The organism is Pseudomonas sp. HMSC076A11, from assembly GCF_001810205.1.
Taxonomy (GTDB): Bacteria; Pseudomonadota; Gammaproteobacteria; order Pseudomonadales; family Pseudomonadaceae; genus Pseudomonas; species Pseudomonas aeruginosa.
Window position 1 is genome coordinate 23,870 of sequence record NZ_KV800278.1, and the last position, 25,062, is coordinate 48,931.

Sequence of the window (25,062 nt, forward strand, 5' to 3'; positions counted from 1 at the left end):
GGGCTCCAGGGCGCAGGTCTCGCGCTGCGCCGTCGAGGAAGGGAACGACCCGCTCACTCGTCGCCGGGCACGCCGTAGCTCGGCGCACGGGTCGGGTCGAGGGCGCGGGTCACATAGTCCTGCATCTGCGGCTTGTAGGCGAGCCACAGTCGCTCGAGCTGGCCGATGGGGTCGTGCTCGGCCCAGTCGACGCGCAGGTCGACCACCGGCCAGAGCAGGTCGCCGACCACCGACAGCGCCGCCGAATGCACCGGCCCGGCTTCGCCACCAGCGGCCAGCGCGGCACGCATCGCCGCCAGCAGGCGCTCGGCGAGCAGGCCTTCGGCGTTCTCGAAGGCATCCACCATCGCCTCGATCACTTCCGGCGCGGCCAGCAGGTTGCCGGCCGCCACGCATTGTTCGCCGGCCCGCGCATGGTGGACGCCGAGCGCCTCGCGGCCGGTGAACAACGCGGTGCGGCCGTGCTGGTCGATCACCGTGACCTGGCGATACTGGCCATAGCCGTTGCTGCTCAGCGCCTGGTCCAGCGCTTCGCCAGGGGCCAGGCCCTGGTCGAGGCGGTCGAGGATCTGCGGGCCGAGCGCCGGCAGGGTGATGTTCTGCGTAGCCACCGCGCCGGTGCCGGCGCGCAGCCAGGGACAACGGGCGCCGACGGCGATGCTCGACGAGCTGATGGCGATGCCCAGCTGGCCGGTTTCGGCGCAGCGGCCGACGATGGAAAAGGTCATGGCGCGCGCCTCCTCATTGCTGCCAGTCGTCGGGAATCACCGCGATCACGTCGATCTCCATCAGCCACTGCGGCTGGCCGAGGGCCGAGACCACCAGTCCGGTGGAGATCGGGAACACCCCTTTGAGCCACTTGCCGACTTCGCGATAGACCGGCTCGCGGTAGCGCGGATCGATCAGGTAGGTGGTGGTCTTGACGATGTGCGAGAGGTCGCTGCCGGCTTCCTCAAGCAGTTGCTTGACGTTCTTCATCGCCTGCTCGGCCTGGGCGCGCGGGTCGCCGAGGCCGACCAGGTTGCCGTCGAAGTCGGTGCCGACCTGGCCGCGCACGTACACCGTGTTGCCGGCGCGCACGGCCTGGCAGAGATCGTTGTCCAGGGACTGGTTGGGGTAGGTGTCCTTGGTGTTGAACATGCGAATGCGGGTATGGGTAGGCATCAGCTGACTTCCTGGAGGCTGGTTTGCGGAGCTTGCGAGGCGCGGTCCTGTTCCTGGCGCTGGGCGGCGTCGCGGTATGCGAGGTACTTGCGCTGGATGGCGATGTGGTCGGCGACATGGCGCGCGTCGTGCCAGACGCCCCAGATGAACGAGGAGCCGCGCCGCGACAGCCAGGGCAGGCCGATGAAATACACGCCGGGTTCGCTGGACACGCCACGCTGGTGGCGCGGCTTGCCGTCGCGGTCGAAGGCATCGACCTGCAGCCAGCCGAAGTCGACGGCATAGCCGGTGGCCCAGATGATGCTGCCCACCCCGGCCTCGGCCAGGTCCAGTTCGAGGATCGGATCGGTCACGCACTGCGGGTCCGGCAGCCGGCGGCGCGCCTCGGGCTCTTCCGGCAGGTCAAGGCCGTTGCGGGCGATATAGGCGTCGGCGGCGTCGAGCAACGCCAGGTAGTTCTCGTCGCCGCGCGCCAGGTTCTCCGCCAGGTCCGGCCGGAAGGTCGCGACGCCGTCGACGAAGGATTCGGTCAGTCCGACCAGGGTCACGCCCTGATGCGCCAGGGCGCGGAAGTCCACGGTATGTCCGCCGCGGGCACCGCTCACGGCGATGGTCACATGCTCGCGCCCGGGCTTGGCGACTTCCGCATCCCATTCGCCGAGCACGCCCAGCCACCAGCAGAAGTCGCGGTTGCGGTAGGAACGCGGCGGACGGTCATGAGCGCCCACCGAGAGGTAGACCTGGCGCCCGGCACGTTGCAGCTCGTCGGCGATCTGTACCCCCGACGAACCGGCGCCGACCACCAGTACCGCACCTTCGGGCAGCTGCTGCGGGTTGTAGTAGTGGGCCGAGTGGATCTGCCGGATACGCTCGTCGCGCGGCGCGATCGGCGGGATCACCGGACGCTGGAACGGGCCAGTGGCGGCGACCACGCGGTTGGCCTCGATGGTCCCTGCGGAGGTGTCCACGGTGAAGCCGGGGCGGCCGACATTGCGCACCACCTTCCTCACCTCGACGCCGGTACGGATCGGCGCGTCGAATTTCTTCGCGTAGGCCTCGAAATAGGCCGCCACCTGGTCCTTGCCGGGGAAACCGTCGGGATCGATGTCGAATTCCATTCCCGGGAAGCGGTCGTGCCAGGCCGGGCCGTTGGCCACCAGCGAATCCCAGCGTCCGCTGCGCCAGGCCTCGGCGATGCGGTTGCGCTCCAGGACCAGGTGCGGCACGCCGAGCCGGCTCAGGTGCTCGCTCATCGCCACGCCGGCCTGGCCGGCGCCGACGACGAGGGTGTCGGTCTTTTCCACGGTCCCGTCCGTGCGCGAGGGCAAGGCGGTGCGATTCAGGTCGGTCATGGCTCGGTTCCTCGGACTCTGGTCGTTCTTGTTCTGCGGTTGCGTGATGGCCGCATTCTGTTCAGAGCCGGGGAATAGCGAAATTATGATTTTTGTAGTCGCTGGCTAGGGAAAAGCTGCACGCCCGCGCGGTCGGCGGGCGGCAGAGGCGTCGCTCAGGACCTGCCGACGATCTGGCGAGCTGGAGAAACCGGGCGAAAACGGACGGGGAAGCGGAGTCCCCGAACGGCAACCGAGCTTTCCGAAGCCGTTTCCAACGCGGTTTTGCCGACGTACAGAGTTCGCGAAGGTTTTCAGAGGATCGGCGAGACCAGCCGCGCCACGCGCATCCCCAGTTGCTGCAGGCGGCGCACGCTGCGGCGGTCTTCCGGAGTGAATTCGAGCGACTCGGCGAAGTCCGCCTCGAGCATCGCCTCCACCTCGCCGGCGAAGCCCTCGTCGACGGTCACCACCATCACCTCGAAATTCAGCCGGAACGAACGGTTGTCCAGGTTGGCGCTGCCGACGGCGGCGGTGTCGCGGTCCACCAGCACCACCTTCTGGTGGAGGAAGCCGGGCTGGTAGCGGAACACCTTGACCCCGGCACGGATCGCCTCCAGCGCGTAGAGGCTGGACGCGGCATACACCGTGCGGTGGTCCGGGCGCGAGGGTATCAGCAGGCGCACGTCGACGCCGCGCAGCACCGCCAGGCGCAGGGCGGCCATCACCGCTTCGTCGGGAACGAAATACGGCGAGGTGATCCAGACCCGCTCGTGGGCGGCGTTGATCATCTCGACGAAGAACAGCGAGCAGGTTTCCTGGGCATCCGCCGGACCGCTGGCGACTACCTGGCAGAGCGCGCCCTCGCTGTCGTACTGCGGCGGCAGGATCAGCGGCGGCAGGCTGTGGGTCGCCCAGTACCAGTCCTCGGCGAAGCTTTCCTGCAGGCACGCCACCGCCGGCCCGCGCAGTTCCATGTGGGTGTCGCGCCAGGGCGCCAGCGGCGGCTTCTCGCCGAGGTACTCGACGCCGACGTTGTGCCCGCCGACGAAACCGCACTCGCCATCCACCACCACGACCTTGCGGTGGTTGCGGAAATTCACCTGGAAGCGGTTGAGCATGCCGCTGCCGGTGCTGAAGCCATGCATCTGCACGCCGCCCTGGCGCAGCCGCTCGACATAGCGGTGCGGCAGCGCGTGGCTGCCGATGGCGTCATAGAGGAAGAACACCTCGACGCCGTTGGCCGCACGTTCCAGCAGCAGTTGCTGGAGGCGCTGGCCGAGGGCGTCGTCGCGGACGATGAAGAACTGCACCAGGATCACCTGGCGGGCGGCGGAAATCGCCTTGAACATCGCCTCGAAGCTGGCCTCGCCGTTGACCAGCAGGCGCACCCGGTTGTTCGCCAGGGTCGGCGTGCGGGTCATCCGCACCAGCGCCTTGAGCCCCTTGTAGCCGCTGACCTGGCGGGCCGCCAGGGCCTCCTCGACCCAGGGACGCCAGTCCAGCTCGGCGGCCGCCAGGTGCATCTCGCGGTTGGCCTGGCGCCGCGCCTCGATGTAGGCGTCGAAACGGCTGCGACCGAACACCAGGTACGGCAGCAGGGTCAGGTACGGCATGAATACCAACGAGGTGGCCCAGGCGATCGCGCCCTGGGCGGTGCGCACGGTGAGCACGGCATGGATGGCGGCGACGAAGCCGAGTACCTGGATACCGACCAGCAGCAGGCCGAGGTAGGTGGTGGAGGTCATTGCGCGAGGTCGATCCTTGTCCACTCCGGTGGCGGCCATCATAGCCCTCTCCGGGGTAGGTCTGGCCAGCCTGGCAAACAGCCAGGGGGCGAGGCGGGATTGGCAGGATCCGTGGGATCGACGTCATTCGGCCGCGCTCGCCCTGCCCTACGCTGTTCCCATCGAAAACCACCGCAGACCGAGGAGCCCGCCATGAGCGACGTCCGTCCCCCGCTTCCCCCCTTCACCGCCGAAACCGCCGCGCAGAAGGTCCGCGCCGCCGAGGACGGCTGGAACAGCCGCGACTCGCAGCGCGTCTCGCTGGCCTACAGTCCCGACAGCGTCTGGCGCAATCGCTCGACCTTCGTCCGCGGCCGCGAGCGGATCGTCGAATTCCTCAGCGGCAAGTGGCAGCGCGAGCAGGAGTACCGGCTGATCAAGGAACTCTGGGCGTTTACCGGCAACCGCATCGCCGTGCGCTTCGCCTATGAATGGCACGACGACTCGGGCAACTGGTTCCGCTCCTACGGCAACGAGAACTGGGCGTTCGACGAGCAGGGATTGATGTACGAACGTCACGCCAGCATCAACGACCTGCCGATCCGCGAGGACCAGCGGCTGTTCCGCTGGCCGCTGGGGCGCCGGCCGGACGACCATCCGTCGCTCGGCGAACTCGGCCTCTGAACCCGCGCCGGCAGGGGCGCGCGCACTCCCCGTTGCCGGCCCCGGGCGGCCAGCGCCTGTTCCATCCGCGACATTGCCCCCCGTCGTTGCGGTCGCACGCTTGACGCTTTCGGCACGACCCTGGTCGTTTTCGGGCCGGGTCGCGTCGGGCCCCGACGATATGCTGCCCCCAAAGCGTCGGCACAAGTCCCGGCGCGCCCAGCCTGAAAGGGGTATGCCAGATGAGCCCAGCCGAATTGCACGCCGACAGCATCGTCATCGACGGTCTGATCATCGCCAAGTGGAACCGCGAACTGTTCGAGGACATGCGCAAGGGCGGCCTGACCGCCGCCAATTGCACCGTATCGGTATGGGAAGGCTTCCAGGCGACGGTGAACAATATCGTCGCCAGCAACAAGCTGATCCGCGACAACAGCGACCTGGTGATCCCGGTGCGCAGCACCGCGGACATCCGCAAGGCCAAGGAGCAGGGCAAGACCGGCATCCTCTACGGCTTCCAGAATGCCCACGCATTCGAGGACCAGATCGGCTACGTCGAGGTGTTCAAGCAGCTCGGCGTGGGCATCGTGCAGATGTGCTACAACACCCAGAACCTGGTCGGCACCGGCTGCTACGAGCGTGACGGCGGGCTCTCCGGCTTCGGTCGGGAGATCGTCGCGGAGATGAACCGGGTCGGCATCATGTGCGACCTCTCCCACGTCGGCAGCAAGACTTCCGAAGAGGTCATCCTCGAATCGAAGAAGCCGGTCTGCTACTCCCACTGCCTGCCGTCCGGCCTCAAGGAACACCCGCGCAACAAGTCCGACGAGGAGCTGAAGTTCATCGCCGATCATGGCGGCTTCGTCGGTGTGACCATGTTCGCGCCGTTCCTCAAGAAAGGCATCGACTCGACCATCGACGACTACGCCGAGGCCATCGAGTACGTGATGAACATCGTCGGCGAGGACGCCATCGGCATCGGCACCGATTTCACCCAGGGCCACGGCCACGACTTCTTCGAGTGGCTGACCCACGACAAGGGCTACGCCCGGCGCCTGACCAACTTCGGCAAGATCGTCAACCCGCTGGGCATCCGCACCGTCGGCGAATTCCCCAACCTCACCGAGACCCTGCTCGAGCGCGGCATGCCCGAGCGCGTGGTGCGCAAGGTGATGGGCGAGAACTGGGTAAGGGTCCTGCGCGACGTCTGGGGCGAGTAACTCCCGGCCCACTCCCGACTCGTCGCCTCTTCCTCCAGGGAGGGGCATTGCATCGCACCCATCTTCCCTCTCCCCGCCTCTCTCCCTGAAGGGAGAGAGGGAGTCAAAAGAATCGGAGCTTACACCATGGCCAAACATGCCCCCCAACTGCCCATCGAGGTCGACAGCGAGACCGGCGTCTGGACCACCGACGCCCTGCCGATGCTCTACGTACCGCGACATTTCTTCGTCAACAACCACATGGGCATCGAGGAAGTGCTGGGCGCCGACGCCTACGCCGAGATCCTCTACAAGGCCGGCTACAAGTCCGCCTGGCACTGGTGCGAGAAGGAAGCCGAATGTCACGGCCTGGAGGGCGTGGCGGTGTTCGAGCACTACATGAAGCGCCTGTCCCAGCGCGGCTGGGGCCTGTTCGAGATCGAGCGGATCAACCTCGAGGAAGGCACCGCCGAGGTCCGCCTGCGGCACTCCGCCTTCGTCTACGTCTACGGCAAGGTCAATCGCAAGGTCGATTACATGTTCACCGGCTGGTTCGCCGGCGCCATGGACCAGATCCTCGCCGCCCGTGGCAGCAGACTGCGCACCGTGGCCGAACAGGTCTACAGCGGCGCCGAGGACGGTCACGAAGACGGCCTGTTCGTCGTCAAACCCCTGTAAGCCGAGGAAAGGGTCATGGCCTTCGAAGCAATGTTCCAGCCGATCCAGATCGGCAAGCTGACCATCCGCAACCGCGTGCTCTCCACCGCCCACGCCGAGGTCTACGCCACCGACGGCGGGATGACCACCGAGCGCTACGTGAAGTACTACGAGGAAAAGGCCAAGGGCGGCATCGGCCTGGCCATCTGTGGCGGCTCCTCGGTGGTCGCCATCGACAGCCCGCAGCAGTGGTGGAGTTCGGTGAACCTGTCCACCGACCGGATCATCCCGCACTTCCAGAACCTGGCGGACGCCATGCACAAGCACGGCGCCAAGATCATGATCCAGATTACCCACATGGGGCGCCGTTCGCGCTGGGACGGCTACCACTGGCCGACCCTGATGTCGCCGTCGGGTATCCGCGAGCCGGTGCACCGCGCCACCTGCAAGACCATCGAGGTGGAGGAGATCTGGCGGGTCATCGGCAACTACGCGCAGGCCGCCCGCCGCGCCAAGGAAGGCGGCCTGGACGGCGTCGAGCTGTCCGCCGTGCACCAGCACATGATCGACCAGTTCTGGAGCCCACGGGTCAACAAGCGCACCGACGAATGGGGCGGTAGCTTCGAGGGGCGCATGAAGTTCGGCCTCGAGGTGCTCAAGGCGGTGCGCGCCGAGGTCGGCGAGGACTTCTGCGTCGGCATGCGCATCTGCGGCGACGAGTTCCACCCGGACGGCCTGTCCCACGAGGACATGAAGCAGATCGCCAAGTACTACAGCGATACCGGCATGCTCGACTTCATCGGCGTGGTCGGCTCCGGCTGCGATACCCACAATACCCTGGCCAACGTCATCCCCAACATGCCCTTCCCGCCGGAGCCGTTCCTGCACCTGGCGGCCGGCATCAAGGAAGTGGTCGACGTGCCGGTGCTACACGCGCAGAACATCAAGGACCCGAACCAGGCCACGCGCATCCTCGAAGGCGGCTACGTGGACATGGTCGGCATGACTCGCGCGCACATCGCCGACCCGCACCTGATCGCCAAGATCAAGATGGGCCAGGTCGACCAGATCAAGCAGTGCGTCGGCGCCAACTACTGCATCGACCGCCAGTACCAGGGCCTGGACGTGCTGTGCATCCAGAACGCCGCGACCTCCCGCGAATACATGGGCGTGCCGCACATCATCGAGAAGTCCGCCGGACCGAAGCGCAAGGTGGTGGTGGTCGGCGGCGGGCCGGCCGGGATGGAAGCGGCCCGCGTGGCGGCCGAGCGTGGCCACGACGTGACCCTGTTCGAGAAGAAGGAGCAGCTCGGCGGCCAGATCACCACCGCCGCCAAGGCGCCGCAACGCGACCAGATCGCCGGCATCACCCGTTGGTACCAGCTGGAGCTGGCGCGCCTGGGCATCGACCTGCGCCTGGGCACCGCGGCCGACCCCGAGACCATCCTCGACCTGCGCCCGGACGTGGTGGTGCTGGCCAACGGCGGACATCCGTTCCTCGAGCAGAACGAACACTGGGGCGCCGCCGAAGGCCTGGTGGTGAGCAGCTGGGACGTGCTCGACGGCACGGTCGAGCCAGGCAAGAACGTGCTGGTCTACGACACCATCTGCGAGTTCAGCGGCATGTCGGTGGCGGACTTCCTCGCCGACAAGGGCGCCCAGGTGGAGATCGTCACCGACGACATCAAGCCGGGCGTGGCCATCGGCGGCACCACCTTCCCCACCTACTACCGCAGCATGTATCCCAAGGAAGTGATCATGACCGGCGACCTCATGCTGGAGAAGGTCTACCGCGAGGGCGACAAGCTGGTGGCGGTGCTGGAGAACGAATACACCGGCGCGCGGGAAGAGCGGGTGGTCGACCAGGTGGTGGTGGAAAACGGCGTGCGCCCCGACGAGAGCCTCTACTACGCGCTCAAGCAGGGCTCGCGGAACAAGGGCCAGATCGACGTCGAGGCGCTGTTCGCGATCCAGCCGCAGCCCTGCCTCAGCCAGTCCGGAGAAGGCTACCTGCTGTTCCGCATCGGCGACTGCGTGGCCCAGCGCAACACCCATGCGGCGATCTATGACGCGCTGCGCTTGTGCAAGGATTTCTAAGACACGCCTCGTGGCATCCGACCGGCACGGCCGGCCCCCCTCTCCCGCAAGCGGGAGAGGAGGCCGATCCAGCGCCGCCTGACGTCCCGCAGGGAGACCAGAAATGCTCGACACCCTCCTCCCCGTCCTGCTCTTCGCCGCCCTGGCACTTGCCGTGCTCGGCGCCGCGAAGCGCTTCCTCATGTGGCGCCGCGGCCGACCCGCCAAGGTCGACTGGATCGGCGGCCTCTTGCAGATGCCGCGTCGCTACCTGGTGGACCTGCACCATGTGGTAGAGCGCGACAGGTACATGTCCAGGACCCACGTCGCCACCGCCGGCGGCTTCGTCCTGGCGGCGCTGCTGGCGATCCTGGTGCACGGTTTCGGGCTGCACGGCCGGATCCTCGGCTTCGCCCTGCTGGCGGCCACGGCGCTGATGTTCGTCGGCGCGCTGTTCGTCGCCCGCCGCCGCCTCGACCCACCGTCGCGGCTGTCGAAGGGCCCCTGGATGCGCCTGCCGAAGAGCCTGCTGGCGTTCGCCGCGAGCTTCTTCCTCGCCACCCTGCCGGTGGCCGGGATCCTGCCGGAAGGCTTCGGCGGCTGGTTCCTCGCCGGCCTCCTCGCCCTTGGCGTGGCCTGGGGCGTGTCCGAGCTGTTCCTCGGCATGACCTGGGGCGGGCCGATGAAGCACGCCTTCGCCGGTGCCCTGCACCTGGCCTGGCACCGCCGCGCCGAACGCTTCGGCGGCGGCCGCTCCACCGGCCTCAAGGCGCTCGACCTGGCCGATCCGCAGGCGCCGCTGGGCGTGGAAAAGCCCAGCGACTTCACCTGGAACCAGTTGCTCGGGTTCGACGCCTGCGTGCAGTGCGGCAAGTGCGAGGCGATGTGCCCGGCGTTCGCCGCCGGCCAGCCGCTGAACCCGAAGAAGCTGATCCAGGACATGGTCATCGGCCTGGCCGGAGGCAACGACGCGAAGTTCGCCGGCAGCCCCTATCCAGGCAAACCGCTGGGCGAGCACGGCGGCGGCCCGCACCAGCCGATCGTCGCGCTGGATGGCAAGGCCCTGGTCGACGCCGACACCCTGTGGTCCTGCACCACCTGCCGGGCCTGCGTCGAGGAGTGCCCGATGATGATCGAGCACGTCGACGCCATCGTCGACATGCGCCGCCACCTGACCCTGGAGAAAGGCGCCACACCGAACAAGGGCGCCGAGGTGCTGGACAACCTGATCGCCACCGACAACCCCGGCGGCTTCGCCCCCGGCGGCCGGTTGAACTGGGCGGCCGACCTGAACCTGCCGCTGATGAGCGAGAAGAAGAGCGCCGACGTGCTGTTCTGGGTCGGCGATGGCGCCTTCGACATGCGCAACCAGCGCACCCTGCGCGCCTTCGTGAAGATCCTCAAGGCGGCCGCGGTGGACTTCGCCGTGCTCGGCCTGGAGGAGCGCGACAGCGGCGACGTGGCGCGCCGGCTGGGCGACGAGGCGACCTTCCAGAACCTGGCCAGGCGCAATATCGCGACCCTGGCGAAATACCGCTTCACCCGCATCGTCAGCTGCGACCCGCACAGCTTCCATGTGCTGAAGAACGAATACGGCGCCCTCGGCGGCGACTACGAGGTACTGCACCACAGCACCTTCATCGACGAACTGCTGCGCGCCGGCACGCTGCAACCGGGCCGCAGCAAGGCCGGCAGCGTCACCTACCACGACCCCTGCTACCTGGGCCGCTACAACGGCGAGTACGAGGCGCCGCGCAACGTGCTGCGCGCACTCGGCATCGAGGTCAAGGAAATGCAACGCTCCGGCTTCCGCTCGCGCTGTTGCGGCGGCGGTGGCGGCGCGCCGATCACCGACATCCCCGGCAAGCAACGGATTCCCGACATGCGCATGGCCGACATCCGCGAGACCGGCGCCGAGCTGGTGGCCGTCGGCTGCCCGCAGTGCACCGCGATGCTCGAAGGCGTAGTGGCGCCGCGGCCGGAGATCAAGGACATCGCCGAGCTGGTAGCGGAAGCGCTGATAGAACAGGCGGAAGCGCCGGCAAAAAAGCCGTTGCGGCGTGAAGCCGTGGCGGAGGTGCATTGATGAGAGTGTCGAGCTTCACATCGAACCCGCTGCTAACCGGGGCAGCATGGATAGCGGCCTCTCCCTCCAGGGAGGGGGCCGCAGGATCGGGTAGCCGCAGCCACAGGAAGCATTCCGCATGAACGATATCGTCCGTCGCGATCCACGCGCCGAATGGATCGCCCGCAACCGCCTGCATCCGCTGCATGCGGCCATGCAGTCCGCCCAAGGCGGCGAGGTGCGCTGGATGGGCCCCCACGGCGTGATCCGCAAGAACCCGCACGCCGTCGGCTTCGTCGGCCCCAACGGCATCCGCCGCATCGATCGCTCCGGCGGCCAGCAGGGCAGCGGCGCGCGCCGCGCCAGCGTAGCGCAGGAAGCGCAGTTGCCGCTGCATGTGGTCGAGCAACCGGCATTCCTCGTCGCGGTGGTCCCGGACATGGTCGGCGGCCGTCTCTCCAGCCACGACAAGGACCTCCTCGGACTGGCCCGCAAGCTCGCCGGCAACGACGGCGCGGTGCTCGCCGTAGTGTTCGGCGAACACAAGGAAAGCGCCTTCGACAGCGCCGGCGTCGACCGCCTGCTGCACCTCTCCGGCGGCGAGTACGACGGCTACGCGCCCGAGCAGCGAATACTCGCCCTGCGCAACCTGGAGAACCAGCTCGCCCCGCGCCACTGGCTGTTCCCGGACAGTCGCAACGGCGGCGGCGAACTGGGCCGGCGCCTGGCCGCCGCGCTCGGCGAGCGGCCGGCCGGTCGCGTCTGGCAGGTCGAGGACGGCCGCTGCATCGGCCGCGCCGGCGCCGGCCGCGAGGACATCCAGCGCGCCCTGCCGCGCCTGCTGCTGGCCGCGGCGGAATGCGCCGAGCCGGTCAGCGAGACCCGCCATGAGGTTCGCGAACTGCACATGGCCGAGCAGGTGGCGCGCAACCTGCCACGCATCGAGGACCTCGGCCCGGTGGCCGTGGACCCGGCGCGGATTCCCATGGCCGAGGCCGAATTCATTCTCTCCGGCGGCAACGGCGTGCAGGACTGGACGCTGTTCCACCAGGCCGCCGCCGTCCTCGGCGCCACCGAGGGCGCCTCGCGGGTGGCGGTGGACGACGGGCACATGCCGCGCAACCGCCAGGTCGGCGCCACCGGTACCTGGGTCACCGCGCGGGTCTACCTGGCGGTGGGCATCTCCGGGGCGATCCAGCACCTGCAGGGCATAGGCGCCTGCGACAAGGTGGTGGCGGTGAACCGCGACGCCGGCTGCGACATGATCAAGCGCGCCGATCTCTCGGTGATCGGCGACTCGACGGAAATCCTCCGCGCGCTGATCCGCCTGGCCGAGGCACACCGCAACGGCGCCGCCCGCGATGCGGCCTGAACCCGCTTCCACGTACCTTTCATCGGTATCGAACCATGACTGAGCTGAACATCGTCGCGCTGGTCTCCATCGGCGCCCATCCCGCCTCCGGACGCCCGCGCCGTGCCGAACAGGACGCCCGCGCGGTGGAACTCGGCCTGCGCCTGAGCGGCCCACGCCTACAGGTGCTGCACGCCGGCGACCCGCACGCCGAGGCGCTGCGCGGCTATCTCGGCATGGGCCTGGAACGCTTGTCCGTGCTGGAACAGCCGGCCGGCGCCGACGCCCTGCCCGCACTGGCCGAGCACCTGCGCGACTCCCGCGCGCAACTGGTGCTCACCGGCAGCCAGGCGGAAACCGGGGAAGGCTCCGGGATGCTGCCCTTCCTCCTCGCCGAGCGCCTGGGCTGGCCACTGGTGGTCGGCCTGGCCGAGGTCGAGAAGGTCGAAGACGGCAGCGCTCAGGTCCTCCAGGCTCTGCCTCGCGGCCAGCGACGCCGACTGCGGGTACGCCTGCCGTTCGTCGCCAGCGTCGACAATGCCGCGCCGGTGGCCCGGCAGAGCGCCTTCGGCCCGGCTAGGCGTGGCGAGATCGAGGCCCATGAGGTGGAGGTGGTCGACGACCCGCTGCTCGCCGAAGACAGCCTGCAACCGGCCCGGCCGCGACCGAAGCGGCTCAAGGTAATCAAGGCGAAGACCGGCGCCGAGCGAATGAAAGCCGCCACCGCCAAGGCCTCCGGCGGTACCGGGCAGGTACTCAAGGATCTTTCGGCGGAAGCCGGCGCCGAAGCCATCTTCAAGCTCCTGCGCGAGGAAGGCGTGATCCGCTGAAGCGGGTCAGAACGCACTGTGCGCCAGATCACAAGTTATGACGTGGTGACGATAAATTATTGTATTACGATAATTTATTCCCTAGTTTCGCCATCCAGACGCGAAACACACAGGGGAACCCGGCATGGCGCTGTCCACGCATCTCAGCAACCACAAGCTCTATCTGCTCGGCATGCTCTGCGCCATCCTGGCCTGGGGCATGGCCTGCATCGAACTCGGAGCGAACACCCATCTCTGGTTCTCCGGCCTCAGCGAGCAGGGCTACCTGCAGGCCTGGAGCGATGAAATGCCGCGGCTGGCCAGCGACGGCTTCGTCCTGTCCTGGAGCAGCCGGGCGCTGCTGATGCTGCTGGACTACCTGCCGACCCTGCTTTCCGCGTTCGGCCTGGCGCTCACCGGGCTGTTCTTCCGCCGCCTGGCCAAGGGCGAACGCTGGTCGCAGCGCAACGCCAGGACCCTGGTGCACATCGGCCTGCTGTCCTTCCTGGCACTCTTGCTCCAGCCATTTATCAATACGCTGCAAGGTCTTGTACTATCTCTCGACCTGCCCGACGGCGAGCGTGTCCTGAGCGTTTCGATAGGACTCACTTCCGAAGCGGCCTACGAGTTTCTCAAGGCGATCTTTCTCTGCTCGTTCGGCCTGATGATGAGCGAAGCCAGGAAACTGGACGAAGAAGTAAGAGCCTTCATATGACGACCTCATGATCATCATCCGACTAGACGTCATCCTGGCGAAGAACAAGGTCCGCTCCAAGGAGCTGGCGGAAGCCATCGGTATCACCGAACAGAACCTGTCCCTGCTGAAGAACGGCAAGGTCAAGGGCATCCGCCTCGACACCCTGGAGAAGATCTGCGCCTTCCTGGACTGCCAGCCGGGCGACATCCTGGAATACGTCGCGGACGACTGATCCCCGCTCCACCCTTTCCCAACCAGAAACCATGAACAGACACCTGAACCTCTCGGGCGTTGCGCTCGCGCTCGCCCTGATCTCGGGCTGCGGCCCCTCCGTCCGCTACCAGTACGTGATGCCGCCGAGCGAAGCGGGACGCACCTGCGTCGCCCAGTGCCGCACGCAACAGAGCCAGTGCGAAAGCCTCGCGCGCCTGGAATGGCAGAACGAAAACCGCCTGCGCGAAGCGGAACGGCGCAGCTACCACTATTGCAGCCAGGGCAAGAGCAAGAAGCAGGCGCGCAAGGAATGCCTGGCGCCAGGCTATTCCTCCTCGTTCGGCTACAACGGCTTCGGCGGCTCCGGCAACTTCAACTGCGGTTCCGACTACGACCGCTGCTTCACCGACATCTGCGGCGGCACCATCCGCCGCATCGTCGAGCAACCTCAATGATCGGAGTATCCCCATGAGCCGACGCCTCTTCCCTCTCCTGCCGTTCCTGTTCCTGGTCGGCTGCGCCCAGGGCTATCCCTCCTTCTCCGGCATCCTTCCGGACGTCCGCGTCAGCGGCGACGAACGCAGCTACGCCGAGCGCGCCGAAGACTGCCTGAAACGGCGCAACTGCCCGCCGGCCACTGATCGCGATCCCTTCGTCGCCGACCCCGGGCACTACTCGCTGGGCGGCAGCTTTCACTGGTGAAGCCGGGTGCCGAAGCCTGGCAACCGACCACGGACCTGGCTTCGGCAGGCGCTTTTCTTTATCCTGCGCGCCCTTTGAACGACTGGGACGAGATCATGCTGGAGAACACCCTGGAACGCCTGGAAACCCTGGTAGCCGAGCTACTGCAACAGAACCAGGCCCTGCGCGACAGCCACGACCAGCTTCAGCAGCAGCTGCGCCAGGCCACCGAGGAAAACGAAACCCTGCAACTCTCCATGCTCGAGCAGGAAGAAAAGCAGAGCGGCACCCAGGCCCGCCTGGAAGCCCTGGTCGAGCGCCTCAGCGCGCAGCAACCGGTTAGCGCATGAGCCGCGACGGCGTCCAGGTCCTGTCGATCCTCGGCCGGGACTATTCGATCCGCGTGCCGGCCGGCGAGGAGCGGGCCCTCGCGGACGCTGCCGCGTTGCTGCAAGCGGAAGTGGACGCCAACAAGCGCAAGTTTCCCTACGTCACCAGCAACGAGCTGGTGGTGCTCTCCGCGCTCAATCTCTGCGCCCGCCAGCTCGGCGCGAACGACGGCGAGTCGCCGCGCCTGCGGGCGGTGGAGCAGCGTCTGGAAGCGCTGGTCGAGCGGATCGCCGGGGCATCCGGCTAGTCGCGCGCCTGCGGACTCGCCCAATACAGCTGCCGATGCCCGCGCGCCTGGTAGTCCTTGACCAGCGCGCAGGCCTCGTCGCGCGTCAGGTCGCGGCGCATGACGAAGGCATTGCCGTTGTCGTCCTGGCGCCACAGGCACCAGCGCGTTTCCTCCGCCGGCTTCGCCGCCACCGCGTCAGGCCTTCAGGGTCGAAGTCTTGCGCAAGCGCAGCGCGAGCATGACCAGCAACACGCCGAAGAACACCGCGTAGGCGCCGATCACCCAGACCACCGCCAGCGCCCCGGCGCCGGGGTTGGCGATCATCAGCACGCCGAACAGCACCGAGATGGCACCAGAGAGGATCATCCACCATTCGTTCTGGATCGACTTGCGCAGGCGGATCGCCGCGACGATCTGGAAGATGCCCATCGCCAGTGCCCAGCCGGCGATGATCAGGAGCAGGCCGATGGCGGTCAGTTGCGGCCAGAAGAACGCAACCAGGCCGGCCGCCACGCCGATCACCCCGACCAGCGCCAGCGGCCAGTTGAACTGCCCATCGCTGCGCATGTTGAACGCGGCGATCAGGGCGAACGCTCCGTCCACCAGCGCGTAGGCGCCCCAGAACAGCACCAGCACGGTCAGCGCCAGGGCCGGCGAGAGCAGGGTCAGGACGCCGAACACCAGCGCCGCCACGCCGCGCAGGGCCACCAGTTTCCAGTGCTTGCCCAGTTCGGCCCACAGGGGATTGTTTTCCACGCTTGCCTCCAGAGGCCGCCCTTGAGCGGCCCGTTCAGGTTGAGTCCTCCCACCTTAGTCCTTTTGCCGGGAGGCTGTCAGGGGGCGGAGGCGGGAGGCAAGGCGTGCGCGCGGGCTCAGGGCCGGGACTTCTCCGGCGGCCGCTGGCGGCGCCAGCAGGCGAACAGGTTCCAGGCCAGCAGCAGGCTGACGAAAGCGGAACTGACGTAGAACAGCAGATTGTCCATGACCTTTCCTCCGCAGCGGCGCCCCGCCAGGGGGCGCCTCGTCCGGCTCAGCTGCCGGCCACCTTGCGCACGTGGGCGGACTCCTCGCCGAGGTTGTTCAGCATGCGCTCGCTGTACCAGTCGAGGAAATTGATCACACCGAACTCGTAGGTCTTCGAGTATGGACCAGGCTGGTAGGCGTCGGAGTTGATCCCGCGCTGGTTCTCCTCGGCCAGCCGACGATCCTGGTCGTTGGTCGCGTCCCATACCTCGCGCAGGCGCGCCACGTCGTAGTCGACGCCTTCCACCGCGTCCTTGTGCACCAGCCATTTGGTGGTGACCAGGGTTTCCTGGGCGCTGATCGGCCACACGGTGAAGACGATCAGGTGGTCGCCCATGCAGTGGTTCCAGGAGTGCGGCAGGTGCAGGATGCGCATCGAGCCGAGGTCGGGGTTCTTGATCCGGCCCATGAGCTTCTTGCTGCCCTGCTTGCCGTCCATGGTCATCGACACCGTGCCGTCCAGCAGCGGCATGCGCACGATGCGATTGCGCAGGCCGAAGCTGGCATGGGCGTACGGGATCTTCTCGGCGTCCCAGGCGCTGGTGCAGGCCGCCACCTGGTCCTTGAACGCCTGGCTGGCGCGCGGGTCGGTGACGTCGTCCCACTCCAGCAGGGTCTTCAGCAGTTCCGGGTGGGAGCCGTTGCAGTGGTAGCACTCGCGGTTGTTCTCGATCACCAGCTTCCAGTTGGCGGCTTCGCGGATGGTGGTCTGCACCGCCACCTTGGCGTTCTCCATGTCGTACGGCTCCATGTAGTGCTCGAGCGTCGCCAGGAAGTCGTCGATGGCCGGCGGGTTCTCCGCCAGGCTGATGAAGATGTAGCCGCCGGCGGTCTTCACCTGGATCGGCTTCAGGCCGTACTCCTTCATGTCGAAGTCGGCGCCCATCTCGGTGCCGGCGAACAGCAGGCGGCCATCCAGCTCGTAGGTCCACTGGTGGTAGGGGCAGACCAGCTTGGCCACCTTGCCTTTCTCGCTCACGCACAGGCGCGAGCCGCGGTGCCGGCAGACATTGTGGAAGGCATGCACCTGGCCTTCGGCGCCACGGATCACCAGGACCGGGTTCTTGCCGATCTGCAGGGTGAGGAAATTGCCCTTGGCGGGAATCTCGCAGGTCATGCCGGCGATCAGCCATTCCTTGTGGAAGATCTCCTGCATGTCGATCTCGAACAGGCGCTGGTCGCAGTAGAAGGGCTGCGGCAGCGAGAAGCTGTGGTCGCGGCTGCGCAGCATGTCGGCGGTGGCCTTGCGGGCCGGTTCCAGGGGATCGCCGAGACTCAGGGTGGAAGTGACGTCCATCGGTAACTCCTCATGCCGCCCCCGCGCGGGTGGCGGCGGAAAAAGTGGCTGATACGGTTGCTACGCAAGGTGGCGTTCACAGCCTTCCTCATCCCGGCGCGGCGTCCGGAATCCCGCCCTGCCGATGGACGGGCCCCGCCGTGGCGGGAATGAAGGTCAGTCGCTCTACACGTCCGGGCTCTACCCTCCCGGGGTTCATGCAAACCCTCGTCTCGGCTGGTCTGGAGTGTGGGCCCGCGCCCGCCGCCGACCTTATCCATGGGCGACATGACCGCATCCGTTTCCGACGCTCCGGGCCGCGCCCCAGCAGGCAGGTCGCGATAAGCATGTAAATGTCGCTGGCAGGTAAATGAGCGGCCACGGCGATGCGCACAATCCGCCCCATCAGGCCATCGTTCGGCCCCGTGCGCACGGAGAGATCATCATGTCGAGCAACTTCCTCAATCCGGTCACCACCCAGACCTGGGCCAACGGCCGGCACCTCGTGCGCTGCGTCAAGGTCATCCAGGAAACCTGGGACGTGCGCACCTTCTGCTTCATGGCCGACCAGCCGATCCTGTTCTTCTTCAAGCCGGGCCAGTTCGTCACCCTGGAGCTGGAGATCGACGGCGAGCCGGTGATGCGCTCCTACACCATCTCCAGCTCGCCCTCGGTGCCCTACAGCTTCTCCATCACCATCAAGCGGGTGCCGGGCGGGCGGGTTTCCAACTGGCTGCACGACAACCTCAAGGAAGGCCAGGAGCTACCGGTGCACGGTCCGGTCGGCCTGTTCAACGCCATCGACTTCCCGGCCGACAAGGTGCTGTTCCTCTCCGGCGGGGTCGGCATCACCCCGGTGATGTCCATGGCGCGCTGGTTCTTCGACACCAACGCCAACGTCGACATGGTCTTCGTCCACAGCGCCCGTTCGCCGAAGGACATCATCTACCACCGCGAGCTGGAGCACATGGCCTCGCGGATCGACAACTTCAGCCTGCACATCATCTGCGAGCGCCACGGCCTCGGCGAAGCCTGGGCCGGCTACCGTGGCTACCTGAACCTGCGCATGCTGGAACTGATCGCCCCGGACTTCCTCGAGCGGGAAATCTTCTGCTGCGGCCCGACGCCCTATATGAGCGCGGTGAAGCACCTGCTGCAGGGCCACGGCTACGACATGAGCCGCTACCACGAGGAAGCCTTCGGGCCGACTCCGCCGGAGGTCCGCGCCGACGTCAGGGAACTGGCCGCGGAAGCCGCCGAGGCGCCGGAGGTACCGGTCGCCGACCAGCACCAGGTGGAATTCACCGCCACCGGCAAGAGCATCCGCGTCAGCCCCGGGGAAACCGTGCACGCCGCCGCCGCCAAGCTCGGCCTGCACATTCCGAAGGCCTGCGGGATGGGCATCTGCGGCACCTGCAAGGTAATGAAGACCGCCGGCGAGGTGGAGATGGAGCACAACGGCGGGATCACCGACGAGGATGTCGCCGAAGGCTACATCCTCTCCTGCTGCAGCGTGCCCAAGGGCGACGTGGTCATCGACTACTGAGGGCGCGAGGGAAACGCCAGGCGCTCCCAGTAGCGCCGCCGCGGCAGTTCCTCGGCCGGCAGCCAGCGTCCGGCGCAGGCCTGCAGCGGCTCGGCGGGAGCCTTCAGCAGCGAGTCCAGGGCCAGCACGTAGCGCCCCGTCCCCGCGCAGCGGAAGCACAGGTCGTCGTCGAAGCTGTCGAAGCACGGGTACTCGCCGAGGTCGTCGCGGTAGCGACGCAACGTCCGCTCTTGCACGTCGAGCAGCAGCAGGCGCCACTGGTCCCGTTCCAGGTCGCTTTCCTCGTAGCGCTGGACGTACCGGGTCAGCGCCAGGTAGCGACCGTCCGCCGACCAGATCATTGGCGCCGCCAGGTTGCCCAAGCCGATGCCCGACGCGGTCAGCAGGTAGCCGTCGCGGCTGAACCCGGCGCGCACGTCCTCGTCGCGGTGCATGCCCTCGTAGTGGAAACCGAAGCCCCAGGCGGCGTCCTCCGCGCCCACCGACGGCAAGACGAAGTCGCCGTCGCTCCAGGGCCGCGGCGCTGCGTCCAGCCAGCGCGACGTGGGGCACAGCCGCCAGGCCGTGCCATCGAACGCCACCCGCGCCTGCTCGTAGTAATGCCGCCAGTCGTCGTGGAAGCGGCCGAATGCGTGCCAGGCGCCGGGCTCGGGCAAGCCTTCGTCGAAGCGGCGCAACAGGCCGGGGTCGCCTTCGCCCGGCCCGCCCGGCGGCTGGTAGGCGTTGCGGCCGAGCAGGTGGAGCAAATGCACCTGGCCATCGATGAAACCTTGCAGGTGTAGATCGGCCAGCGGCTCGGCGAGCCACTCCAGGCGCCGCTCCCGGCTATCGAGTATGGCCAGGCGCTGCGGCAGGGTCGGCGCCTCGGCGAAGGCCACCACGGCCAGGTAGCGACCGCAATCGGACACGCGGTGGTCGAGCGTCCACTCGCCATCCAGGCGCCAGTCGCCCAGGCGCAAGGCATAGGCGCCGCGCTCCGCCTCCTGATCGTCGCGCAACCACTCCCAGACGGCCCGGCTGCCATCGGCCAGCGGTGCGCTCTGCAACAGGCATCCCGGCCTGCCGGCCGCGCCATCCAGCGGCAGCAACAGGTCCAGGCGCGGCATGTCGGCCTCGCGCCAGCGCGGCCGGTCGTCCGCATCGCGAGCGTGCAGAAGGTAGAGGCTGGAATGGCTGTACGAACCCAGCGTGCCGTAGCGTTCGTAGGTCAGGCAGGGTTGCGCCAGGTCCAGGCCGAAACGCAGCCAGCCATCCTCCAGCCCGAGCAGTTCGGGCCCGCCGGCATGGGGCTCGGCGGGCAACGCCGACCACGGCGCGCCCAGCGCACGCAGGCCGCCGTCCTCTCGCCAAAGCCAGTAGGCATCCTGCCCCAGCGGCTCGCCTGCTGCCTGCAGCGCCAGCGCCCGGCCGTCATCGTTCCAAGCCAATGGCGGCGCTTCACGGGACAGGTAGAGGCCGCTGGCCTCGTCGTTTATCCACAGCTCGCCGCGGTTGGCGCGCAGCGGCGCGAAAGGATCGTCCAGGGCCAGCAGGCTGTCCGGCAGCCAGGGGCGGATTTCCAGCGCGGGCCCGCCAAGCGGGGACGGTAGCGGTTGCGCGCGCAGATCCCCGCTCCAGCGCTGCCATTCGCTTTCGGGCAGCCAGAGGTCGCCGATGGCAACGAAGGCCTCGGCCTCGCTGCCGGCCTTGAGCGCCTGCAGCTCGAGGCGCTGCGGTGCGTTGGACGTCAGCGGACTGTGCCGCCCGATCACCTCGCGCTCGGTGACGCTGTCCAGCTCCCAGAAGTTGTCCACGGCACAGCGGTAGAGCAACCGCTCCTGCCGGTCGAAGATCGCCAGGCCCCACGCGCCTCGGCTCGGTATCGGCGAAACGAAGTGGCGGCCATCGCTGGAAAAGCGTGCCGAAGGATTGCAGTCGGGGATGAAACAGCCGTCGGGCATCAGGTAGTGGCATACCAGCGGGCCGCCCATGGCGATCTCGCCGCCGTCGAACAGGCGGATCGCCTCGCCCTCGGGGGTCCGCTCGGGCGCTTCGCCGCCCCATGCGCTACCTCCGGCCGGCAGGGGTACGTCCAGCGCTTGCGGAGCCTGGCGCTCCAGGCGCAGGCCGCGCTCGAAGCGGATCTGCAACAGCACGCCGCCGATCACCGCCAGCAAGCCACCGCCCAGTCCCAGCCAGAAGCCCGGCAGTGCCTGGCCCAGGGCGATGCCGCCACCCAGAACCCAGAAGAACAGCGCCTGTTGCAGGCGATACGGCACCTTGCCGCGCCAACGATCCGTGGCCCACTCGGCGCCCAGCAGCAGCACCCAACCCAGCGCTACCAGCGGCAACGGAAGGAGGACGCCAAGGGCCACCAGCACGGCGATCCAGGCGATCTCGCCGAGACCTTCGAGCAACAAGCGGCCGAGCGGCTTGTCTGACATCCGATCATCCATGATCCATCCCACTTTCCTGGCAAAAGCCAAGGGTAATCAAGGCTCCGACCAACCACCAGAGCCACGGCGAAGCTGACCTTCTCATACTGGAAAACACCAGGGCGCCAAGGTTGTCCACATTCGGACTGGAATTCCATACAGGTGTTCCTTCGCCGCCTGGATGTCCGCCATGTGTTCACTCAAGCATTTGAAATAAAAGATAAATTCTACAAATTCAAGTGCATTTCAGGGCCGGCTACTCAGCCCGTCCCTGCCTCCGGGAAGCCCTTTCCAGGCTAGGTTGATCACAGACTTATCCACAAGTTGTGCAATCCATCGCCTCCCCTATGTCCTGCGGGTCCAGGCAAAACATACCGACAATACCTCCTCCGTGGCGCGAGGGCTCCGCAAGCCCATCCGGCTTCCCTTCCGGGTAAATCGCACTTCGCCACACGCTCGGCCTGGCCGCACTCTCCTGCTCATTTAACGATCAATACGCCAGAGACCCCGCCGTACGGCCCCCCCAAGCGTGAGCGAACAACTTTTCCACAGGGCTTTACACTTCCCGTGGGGAAAAACAAAAAAATATTCACAGCATGAAGAAAAATCTCTGCTTTCTCAGGCAGTCCGGCTCTTCCCATGCGCACCGATCGTTTATTGATCAATCCACCGCAGGCTTAGCCCTGTGCGGCTTCTGGCGCTATCCATACAGGTTGTCCACAAGACTTTCCAGGCCTTTTGTGGGCAACCCTGCATTTATACACAAGCTCCCTAAAGCAAGCCCGCCACCTGTTGACAGAACATCCGGTCAATTCTTGAGCAATTCCCTGAAAGGCTCGCCCCACCGGGCTCTCCGCACTCTATAAACAGGCTCTTCACATCGACCTCAACAGGAATTGGGGGAAATTCCCCTCGGCGATTGCTTCCATTGTCCCAGCGACTTCGGAACGGAAGAATTTTGTCTTTTTCCTCAAGCCGTTACGTCCGCGCAGGGTGTTTTCGACTTTTGCGCCCACTTCGCTCCCCGTCTTTTCTATCCACAGGCTTGCATGGGCCCGGAGGGGACAATACCCGTCACCGTTTCGTCAGCGCGTTTCACCCGAACCGTCATCCTCTGTTCACAAACGGCTGTTTTCGCTCAAAAACCGACCAGCCTCCGGAGAGCCCGGCGGGGCGCTGCCCGGAAGCGACTGCGAACACGTTATTCACATTCGGTTCCACAGTGTTTGTGGATTGGACAGGTTATCCCGCCACTGGAGTGGAGCCGCGTGGATAAAGGCTTTCGGCGTCTCGGGCGGAGACAGGAAGGACGTTCCAGGGAGCACTTTTGCATAGCTCCCGAACAGTTAGCCCACAGAGTTATCCACAGAATTTGGGGAAAGAGCGGCCGCCCCGCGCCATGGGGGCGACCGAGAGCGGACTCAGGCGCCCATCACCAGGCGGATGTCCCGCGCCAGTTCGCGGACCCGCTCGATATCGGTATCCCAGGAACACATGAAACGCGCGCCACCTTCACCGATGAAGGTGTAGAAGCGCCAGCCGCGCGCGCGCAAGGCTTCGATCGCCGGCTCGGAAAGCTGTAGGAACACGCCGTTGGCTTCTACCGGGAACATCAGGCTGACGCCGGGAACGTCGGCCACCAGCTCGGCCAGCAGGCGCGCGCAGCGGTTGGCGTGATCGGCGTAGCGCAGCCAGGCATCGTCCTGCAGTACGCCGACCCAGGGCGCGGCGAGGAAGCGCATCTTCGAGGCCAGTTGGCCGGCCTGCTTGCAGCGGTAGTCGAAGTCCTCGGCCAGGTCGCGGTTGAAGAACAGGATCGCCTCGCCCACCGCCATGCCGTTCTTGGTGCCGCCGAAGCAGAGCACGTCGACCCCGGCCTTCCAGCTCAGCTCCGCCGGCGAGCAGCCGAGGAAGGCGCAGGCGTTGGAGAAGCGCGCGCCGTCCATGTGCAGGTGCAGGCCGAGTTCCTTGCAGGTGGCGCTGATCGCCTTCAACTCGTCCGGGCGGTACACCGTGCCGACCTCGGTGGCCTGGGTGAGAGTCACCACGCGCGGCTTCGGATAGTGGATATCCTGGCGCTTGAGAGCGATGTCGCGGATCGACGCCGGGGTCAGCTTGCCGACCTCGGTCTGCGCCAGCAGCAGCTTGGAGCCGTTGGAGAAGAACTCCGGCGCGCCGCACTCGTCGGTCTCGACGTGGGCGGTCTCCGAGCAGATCACGCTGTGGTAGCTCTGGCACAGCGCGGCCAAGGCCAGGGAGTTGGCGGCGGTGCCGTTGAAGGCGAAGAACACTTCGCAATCGGTCTCGAACAACTGGCGGAAGTAGTCCGAAGCGCGCGCGGTCCACTGGTCGTCGCCATAGGCGCGCTCGTGGCCGCGGTTGGCTTCGGCCATCGCCGCCCAGGCTTCGGGGCAGATACCGGAATAGTTGTCGCTGGCGAACTGTTGGGTGTTATCGGTCATGTGGGCCTCGGATGGAACGGTTGCCGAGCCCTCGTGGGGCTCCGTGCGGTCGCGCCGGTACGGGTAGGTGCCGGCACAGTCTGTCAGGGTAGCTTGGTCAGCTTCATCTGCTCGACGAACGGCACCAGCACCTGGCGCATCGCCGTGGCGCTGCCGCCATTGGGCATGTCGCGGGTGCTGAGGGTCAGTACGTAGCGGTTCTTGATCACTCCGCTGAGGGTCGAGACGCCCTCCTCGCCCTTGGCCGGGACCATCACTCCCAGCGGGTCGCCCATCCGCGTGGTATCGATCAGCGGCAGGTAGTCCTCGCCGCCGAAGCGCTCGGCGGTGCCGTTCTTAAGGGCGGTCTCGCGGGTCTTGTGGAGCAGGGTCAGGTTGCTCTGGGTCATCTCGCGCAGCTTGTCCTGCGCCGCCCGATAGGCCACCGCGTCGCCCTCGGTCGGCGGCGCCGGCAGGCCGGTGTCGGTGAGGACGATCTCCAGGCGCTTGCTGCCGTCGGCAGCGCCGAAGACCACGGTGGCGTCGTTGTAGCCGCACTGGCGGGAGAGGAAGTCGTAGCCGAACAGTGGCTTGCCGGCCGGCGGCAAGGCCACTTCGAGTTCATGGCCGGTGCAGGAATCGGCCGGCAGCGCAGGCGCGGCGGCCTGCTTTTCATCGCCGCCCCCGCACCCTTGCAGGGATGCGCCGAGCAGCACGGCGGAAAGGAAGATCAGCGGGCGTTTCATGGTGTTCTCGCAAGACGAAGAGCACGCAGTTTAGCGCCAGCCCGGGGCGTTCCGCATCGGTTGCCGAATCCCACCGCCATGTCGCAAACGCACCTCCCCGTGGCGTGCATAGGCATCTGGGCCGGCAGGGCCGGTCATACCATCGCTGGCAAAGGGACCGCGTGTCCCGTTGCAGCCATTCCGGCGCGGTTCCGGCGCCGCAGGGAGACCCAGCGATGTTCAGCAAGCATGACCAGATCCGCGGCTACGACGACGAACTGCTCGCCGCGATGGACGCCGAAGAGGCCCGCCAGGAAGACCATCTCGAACTGATCGCCTCGGAGAACTACACCAGCAAGCGGGTCATGCAGGCGCAGGGCAGCGG

24 protein-coding genes and 1 pseudogene are annotated in these 25,062 nt (G+C 67.0%); 15 read left to right on the forward strand and 10 right to left on the reverse strand.

Features of this window, described 5'->3' with window-relative positions:
* Positions 1–53 precede the first annotated feature (53 nt).
* From HMPREF2716_RS05325 to cls, 4 genes are all read right to left on the reverse strand, one after another.
* Positions 54–728, reverse strand: a complete 675-nt coding sequence (locus tag HMPREF2716_RS05325) for a DUF1028 domain-containing protein (RefSeq protein WP_003106037.1) — start codon at positions 726–728, stop codon at positions 54–56.
* Positions 729–741: 13 nt separating this feature from the next.
* A complete protein-coding gene (locus HMPREF2716_RS05330; RefSeq protein ID WP_003096732.1) occupies positions 742–1,164 on the reverse strand; it encodes a RidA family protein in 423 nt (140 codons plus the stop codon).
* Positions 1,164–2,516 carry a flavin-containing monooxygenase gene (locus tag HMPREF2716_RS05335; protein WP_003122387.1) on the reverse strand — a complete coding sequence of 451 codons (1,353 nt, stop codon included), beginning with the start codon at positions 2,514–2,516 and terminating at the stop codon, positions 1,164–1,166. Before HMPREF2716_RS05335 ends, HMPREF2716_RS05330 begins: the two co-directional genes overlap by 1 nt.
* Before the next feature lie 293 nt (positions 2,517–2,809).
* On the reverse strand, positions 2,810–4,282 hold the full coding sequence (gene cls / locus HMPREF2716_RS05340; RefSeq protein WP_003121332.1) for a cardiolipin synthase: 1,473 nt from the start codon (positions 4,280–4,282) through the stop codon (positions 2,810–2,812).
* 153 nt (positions 4,283–4,435) lie between these two features.
* Here cls and HMPREF2716_RS05345 point away from each other — a divergent pair, with 153 nt between their 5' ends.
* The 13 genes from HMPREF2716_RS05345 to HMPREF2716_RS05405 all read left to right on the forward strand — a co-directional run bounded on the left by HMPREF2716_RS05345 (position 4,436) and on the right by HMPREF2716_RS05405 (position 15,270).
* The gene (locus tag HMPREF2716_RS05345) at positions 4,436–4,906 is read left to right on the forward strand and encodes a nuclear transport factor 2 family protein (RefSeq protein ID WP_023114997.1); all 471 of its coding nucleotides are present in this window, start codon (positions 4,436–4,438) and stop codon (positions 4,904–4,906) included.
* Between the two features lie 221 nt (positions 4,907–5,127).
* The gene (locus HMPREF2716_RS05350) at positions 5,128–6,105 is read left to right on the forward strand and encodes a dipeptidase (RefSeq protein WP_003106042.1); all 978 of its coding nucleotides are present in this window, start codon (positions 5,128–5,130) and stop codon (positions 6,103–6,105) included.
* 126 nt (positions 6,106–6,231) lie between these two features.
* Complete coding sequence (locus HMPREF2716_RS05355) at positions 6,232–6,762, forward strand: DUF5943 domain-containing protein (RefSeq protein WP_003121333.1); 531 nt, start codon at positions 6,232–6,234, stop codon at positions 6,760–6,762.
* Between the two features lie 15 nt (positions 6,763–6,777).
* Complete coding sequence (gene dgcA / locus HMPREF2716_RS05360; protein ID WP_070621834.1) at positions 6,778–8,838, forward strand: dimethylglycine demethylation protein DgcA; 2,061 nt, start codon at positions 6,778–6,780, stop codon at positions 8,836–8,838.
* A gap of 103 nt (positions 8,839–8,941) precedes the next feature.
* Positions 8,942–10,903 carry a dimethylglycine demethylation protein DgcB gene (gene dgcB / locus HMPREF2716_RS05365; RefSeq protein WP_023518208.1) on the forward strand — a complete coding sequence of 654 codons (1,962 nt, stop codon included), beginning with the start codon at positions 8,942–8,944 and terminating at the stop codon, positions 10,901–10,903.
* A gap of 118 nt (positions 10,904–11,021) precedes the next feature.
* Positions 11,022–12,254: an electron transfer flavoprotein subunit alpha gene (locus HMPREF2716_RS05370; RefSeq protein ID WP_019727058.1), complete on the forward strand. Its 1,233-nt coding sequence runs from the start codon at positions 11,022–11,024 to the stop codon at positions 12,252–12,254.
* Between the two features lie 35 nt (positions 12,255–12,289).
* On the forward strand, positions 12,290–13,063 hold the full coding sequence (locus HMPREF2716_RS05375; protein WP_003105716.1) for an electron transfer flavoprotein subunit beta: 774 nt from the start codon (positions 12,290–12,292) through the stop codon (positions 13,061–13,063).
* A 124-nt stretch (positions 13,064–13,187) separates the two neighbouring features.
* Positions 13,188–13,757 (forward strand): hypothetical protein, encoded by a 570-nt coding sequence (locus tag HMPREF2716_RS05380; protein ID WP_003096751.1) that lies wholly within the window; start codon positions 13,188–13,190, stop codon positions 13,755–13,757.
* Between the two features lie 7 nt (positions 13,758–13,764).
* Entirely contained in the window at positions 13,765–13,971 is a 207-nt protein-coding gene (locus HMPREF2716_RS05385) for a helix-turn-helix domain-containing protein (protein ID WP_003096753.1), read from the forward strand.
* 31 nt (positions 13,972–14,002) lie between these two features.
* On the forward strand, positions 14,003–14,407 hold the full coding sequence (locus HMPREF2716_RS05390; protein ID WP_003117179.1) for a hypothetical protein: 405 nt from the start codon (positions 14,003–14,005) through the stop codon (positions 14,405–14,407).
* A 13-nt stretch (positions 14,408–14,420) separates the two neighbouring features.
* Positions 14,421–14,654: a hypothetical protein gene (locus HMPREF2716_RS05395; protein WP_003105712.1), complete on the forward strand. Its 234-nt coding sequence runs from the start codon at positions 14,421–14,423 to the stop codon at positions 14,652–14,654.
* 95 nt (positions 14,655–14,749) lie between these two features.
* The gene (locus HMPREF2716_RS05400; protein ID WP_003105710.1) at positions 14,750–14,983 is read left to right on the forward strand and encodes a hypothetical protein; all 234 of its coding nucleotides are present in this window, start codon (positions 14,750–14,752) and stop codon (positions 14,981–14,983) included.
* Positions 14,980–15,270, forward strand: a complete 291-nt coding sequence (locus tag HMPREF2716_RS05405; RefSeq protein ID WP_003105708.1) for a cell division protein ZapA — start codon at positions 14,980–14,982, stop codon at positions 15,268–15,270. The genes HMPREF2716_RS05400 and HMPREF2716_RS05405 overlap by 4 nt, the downstream gene beginning before the upstream one ends.
* Here the strand turns inward: HMPREF2716_RS05405 and HMPREF2716_RS05410 are convergent.
* The 3 genes from HMPREF2716_RS05410 to gbcA form a co-directional block, all read right to left on the reverse strand.
* A complete protein-coding gene (locus HMPREF2716_RS05410) occupies positions 15,267–15,443 on the reverse strand; it encodes a hypothetical protein (protein WP_003096763.1) in 177 nt (58 codons plus the stop codon). The genes HMPREF2716_RS05405 and HMPREF2716_RS05410 overlap by 4 nt on opposite strands.
* Positions 15,444–15,447: 4 nt before the next feature.
* A complete protein-coding gene (locus HMPREF2716_RS05415) occupies positions 15,448–16,008 on the reverse strand; it encodes an HdeD family acid-resistance protein (RefSeq protein WP_003096765.1) in 561 nt (186 codons plus the stop codon).
* A 274-nt stretch (positions 16,009–16,282) separates the two neighbouring features.
* Positions 16,283–17,572: a glycine-betaine demethylase subunit GbcA gene (gbcA, locus tag HMPREF2716_RS05420; protein ID WP_003096766.1), complete on the reverse strand. Its 1,290-nt coding sequence runs from the start codon at positions 17,570–17,572 to the stop codon at positions 16,283–16,285.
* Positions 17,573–17,996: 424 nt separating this feature from the next.
* Here gbcA and gbcB point away from each other — a divergent pair, with 424 nt between their 5' ends.
* The gene (gene gbcB / locus HMPREF2716_RS05425) at positions 17,997–19,097 is read left to right on the forward strand and encodes a glycine-betaine demethylase subunit GbcB (RefSeq protein WP_003096769.1); all 1,101 of its coding nucleotides are present in this window, start codon (positions 17,997–17,999) and stop codon (positions 19,095–19,097) included.
* On the opposite strand, the gene HMPREF2716_RS05430 is transcribed toward gbcB, so the two are convergent.
* The 3 genes from HMPREF2716_RS05430 to HMPREF2716_RS05440 all read right to left on the reverse strand — a co-directional run bounded on the left by HMPREF2716_RS05430 (position 19,091) and on the right by HMPREF2716_RS05440 (position 24,698).
* Positions 19,091–21,520, reverse strand: a complete 2,430-nt coding sequence (locus HMPREF2716_RS05430; protein WP_033863045.1) for a hypothetical protein — start codon at positions 21,518–21,520, stop codon at positions 19,091–19,093. The two genes, gbcB and HMPREF2716_RS05430, sit on opposite strands and share 7 nt — an antisense overlap.
* A 1,412-nt stretch (positions 21,521–22,932) precedes the next feature.
* Complete coding sequence (locus tag HMPREF2716_RS05435) at positions 22,933–23,973, reverse strand: threonine aldolase family protein (RefSeq protein ID WP_003096773.1); 1,041 nt, start codon at positions 23,971–23,973, stop codon at positions 22,933–22,935.
* Between the two features lie 83 nt (positions 23,974–24,056).
* Complete coding sequence (locus tag HMPREF2716_RS05440; RefSeq protein WP_023518210.1) at positions 24,057–24,698, reverse strand: hypothetical protein; 642 nt, start codon at positions 24,696–24,698, stop codon at positions 24,057–24,059.
* A gap of 215 nt (positions 24,699–24,913) precedes the next feature.
* Between HMPREF2716_RS05440 and glyA the strand changes: the two are divergent.
* Positions 24,914–25,062, forward strand: a pseudogene (gene glyA, locus HMPREF2716_RS29355) (serine hydroxymethyltransferase); the annotation flags it as partial.

What these genes read in the sequence shown, in the direction of transcription:
- HMPREF2716_RS05325 (WP_003106037.1), bottom strand. Translation starts at nt 728, where the DNA reads ATGACCTTTTCCATCGTCGGCCGCTGCGCCGAAACCGGCCAGCTGGGC.
- HMPREF2716_RS05330 (WP_003096732.1), bottom strand. Translation starts at nt 1,164, where the DNA reads ATGCCTACCCATACCCGCATTCGCATGTTCAACACCAAGGACACCTAC.
- HMPREF2716_RS05335 (WP_003122387.1), bottom strand. Translation starts at nt 2,516, where the DNA reads ATGACCGACCTGAATCGCACCGCCTTGCCCTCGCGCACGGACGGGACC.
- cls (WP_003121332.1), bottom strand. Translation starts at nt 4,282, where the DNA reads ATGGCCGCCACCGGAGTGGACAAGGATCGACCTCGCGCAATGACCTCC.
- HMPREF2716_RS05345 (WP_023114997.1), top strand. Translation starts at nt 4,436, where the DNA reads ATGAGCGACGTCCGTCCCCCGCTTCCCCCCTTCACCGCCGAAACCGCC.
- HMPREF2716_RS05350 (WP_003106042.1), top strand. Translation starts at nt 5,128, where the DNA reads ATGAGCCCAGCCGAATTGCACGCCGACAGCATCGTCATCGACGGTCTG.
- HMPREF2716_RS05355 (WP_003121333.1), top strand. Translation starts at nt 6,232, where the DNA reads ATGGCCAAACATGCCCCCCAACTGCCCATCGAGGTCGACAGCGAGACC.
- dgcA (WP_070621834.1), top strand. Translation starts at nt 6,778, where the DNA reads ATGGCCTTCGAAGCAATGTTCCAGCCGATCCAGATCGGCAAGCTGACC.
- dgcB (WP_023518208.1), top strand. Translation starts at nt 8,942, where the DNA reads ATGCTCGACACCCTCCTCCCCGTCCTGCTCTTCGCCGCCCTGGCACTT.
- HMPREF2716_RS05370 (WP_019727058.1), top strand. Translation starts at nt 11,022, where the DNA reads ATGAACGATATCGTCCGTCGCGATCCACGCGCCGAATGGATCGCCCGC.
- HMPREF2716_RS05375 (WP_003105716.1), top strand. Translation starts at nt 12,290, where the DNA reads ATGACTGAGCTGAACATCGTCGCGCTGGTCTCCATCGGCGCCCATCCC.
- HMPREF2716_RS05380 (WP_003096751.1), top strand. Translation starts at nt 13,188, where the DNA reads ATGGCGCTGTCCACGCATCTCAGCAACCACAAGCTCTATCTGCTCGGC.
- HMPREF2716_RS05385 (WP_003096753.1), top strand. Translation starts at nt 13,765, where the DNA reads ATGATCATCATCCGACTAGACGTCATCCTGGCGAAGAACAAGGTCCGC.
- HMPREF2716_RS05390 (WP_003117179.1), top strand. Translation starts at nt 14,003, where the DNA reads ATGAACAGACACCTGAACCTCTCGGGCGTTGCGCTCGCGCTCGCCCTG.
- HMPREF2716_RS05395 (WP_003105712.1), top strand. Translation starts at nt 14,421, where the DNA reads ATGAGCCGACGCCTCTTCCCTCTCCTGCCGTTCCTGTTCCTGGTCGGC.
- HMPREF2716_RS05400 (WP_003105710.1), top strand. Translation starts at nt 14,750, where the DNA reads ATGCTGGAGAACACCCTGGAACGCCTGGAAACCCTGGTAGCCGAGCTA.
- HMPREF2716_RS05405 (WP_003105708.1), top strand. Translation starts at nt 14,980, where the DNA reads ATGAGCCGCGACGGCGTCCAGGTCCTGTCGATCCTCGGCCGGGACTAT.
- gbcA (WP_003096766.1), bottom strand. Translation starts at nt 17,572, where the DNA reads ATGGACGTCACTTCCACCCTGAGTCTCGGCGATCCCCTGGAACCGGCC.
- gbcB (WP_003096769.1), top strand. Translation starts at nt 17,997, where the DNA reads ATGTCGAGCAACTTCCTCAATCCGGTCACCACCCAGACCTGGGCCAAC.
- HMPREF2716_RS05430 (WP_033863045.1), bottom strand. Translation starts at nt 21,520, where the DNA reads ATGTCAGACAAGCCGCTCGGCCGCTTGTTGCTCGAAGGTCTCGGCGAG.
- HMPREF2716_RS05435 (WP_003096773.1), bottom strand. Translation starts at nt 23,973, where the DNA reads ATGACCGATAACACCCAACAGTTCGCCAGCGACAACTATTCCGGTATC.
- HMPREF2716_RS05440 (WP_023518210.1), bottom strand. Translation starts at nt 24,698, where the DNA reads ATGAAACGCCCGCTGATCTTCCTTTCCGCCGTGCTGCTCGGCGCATCC.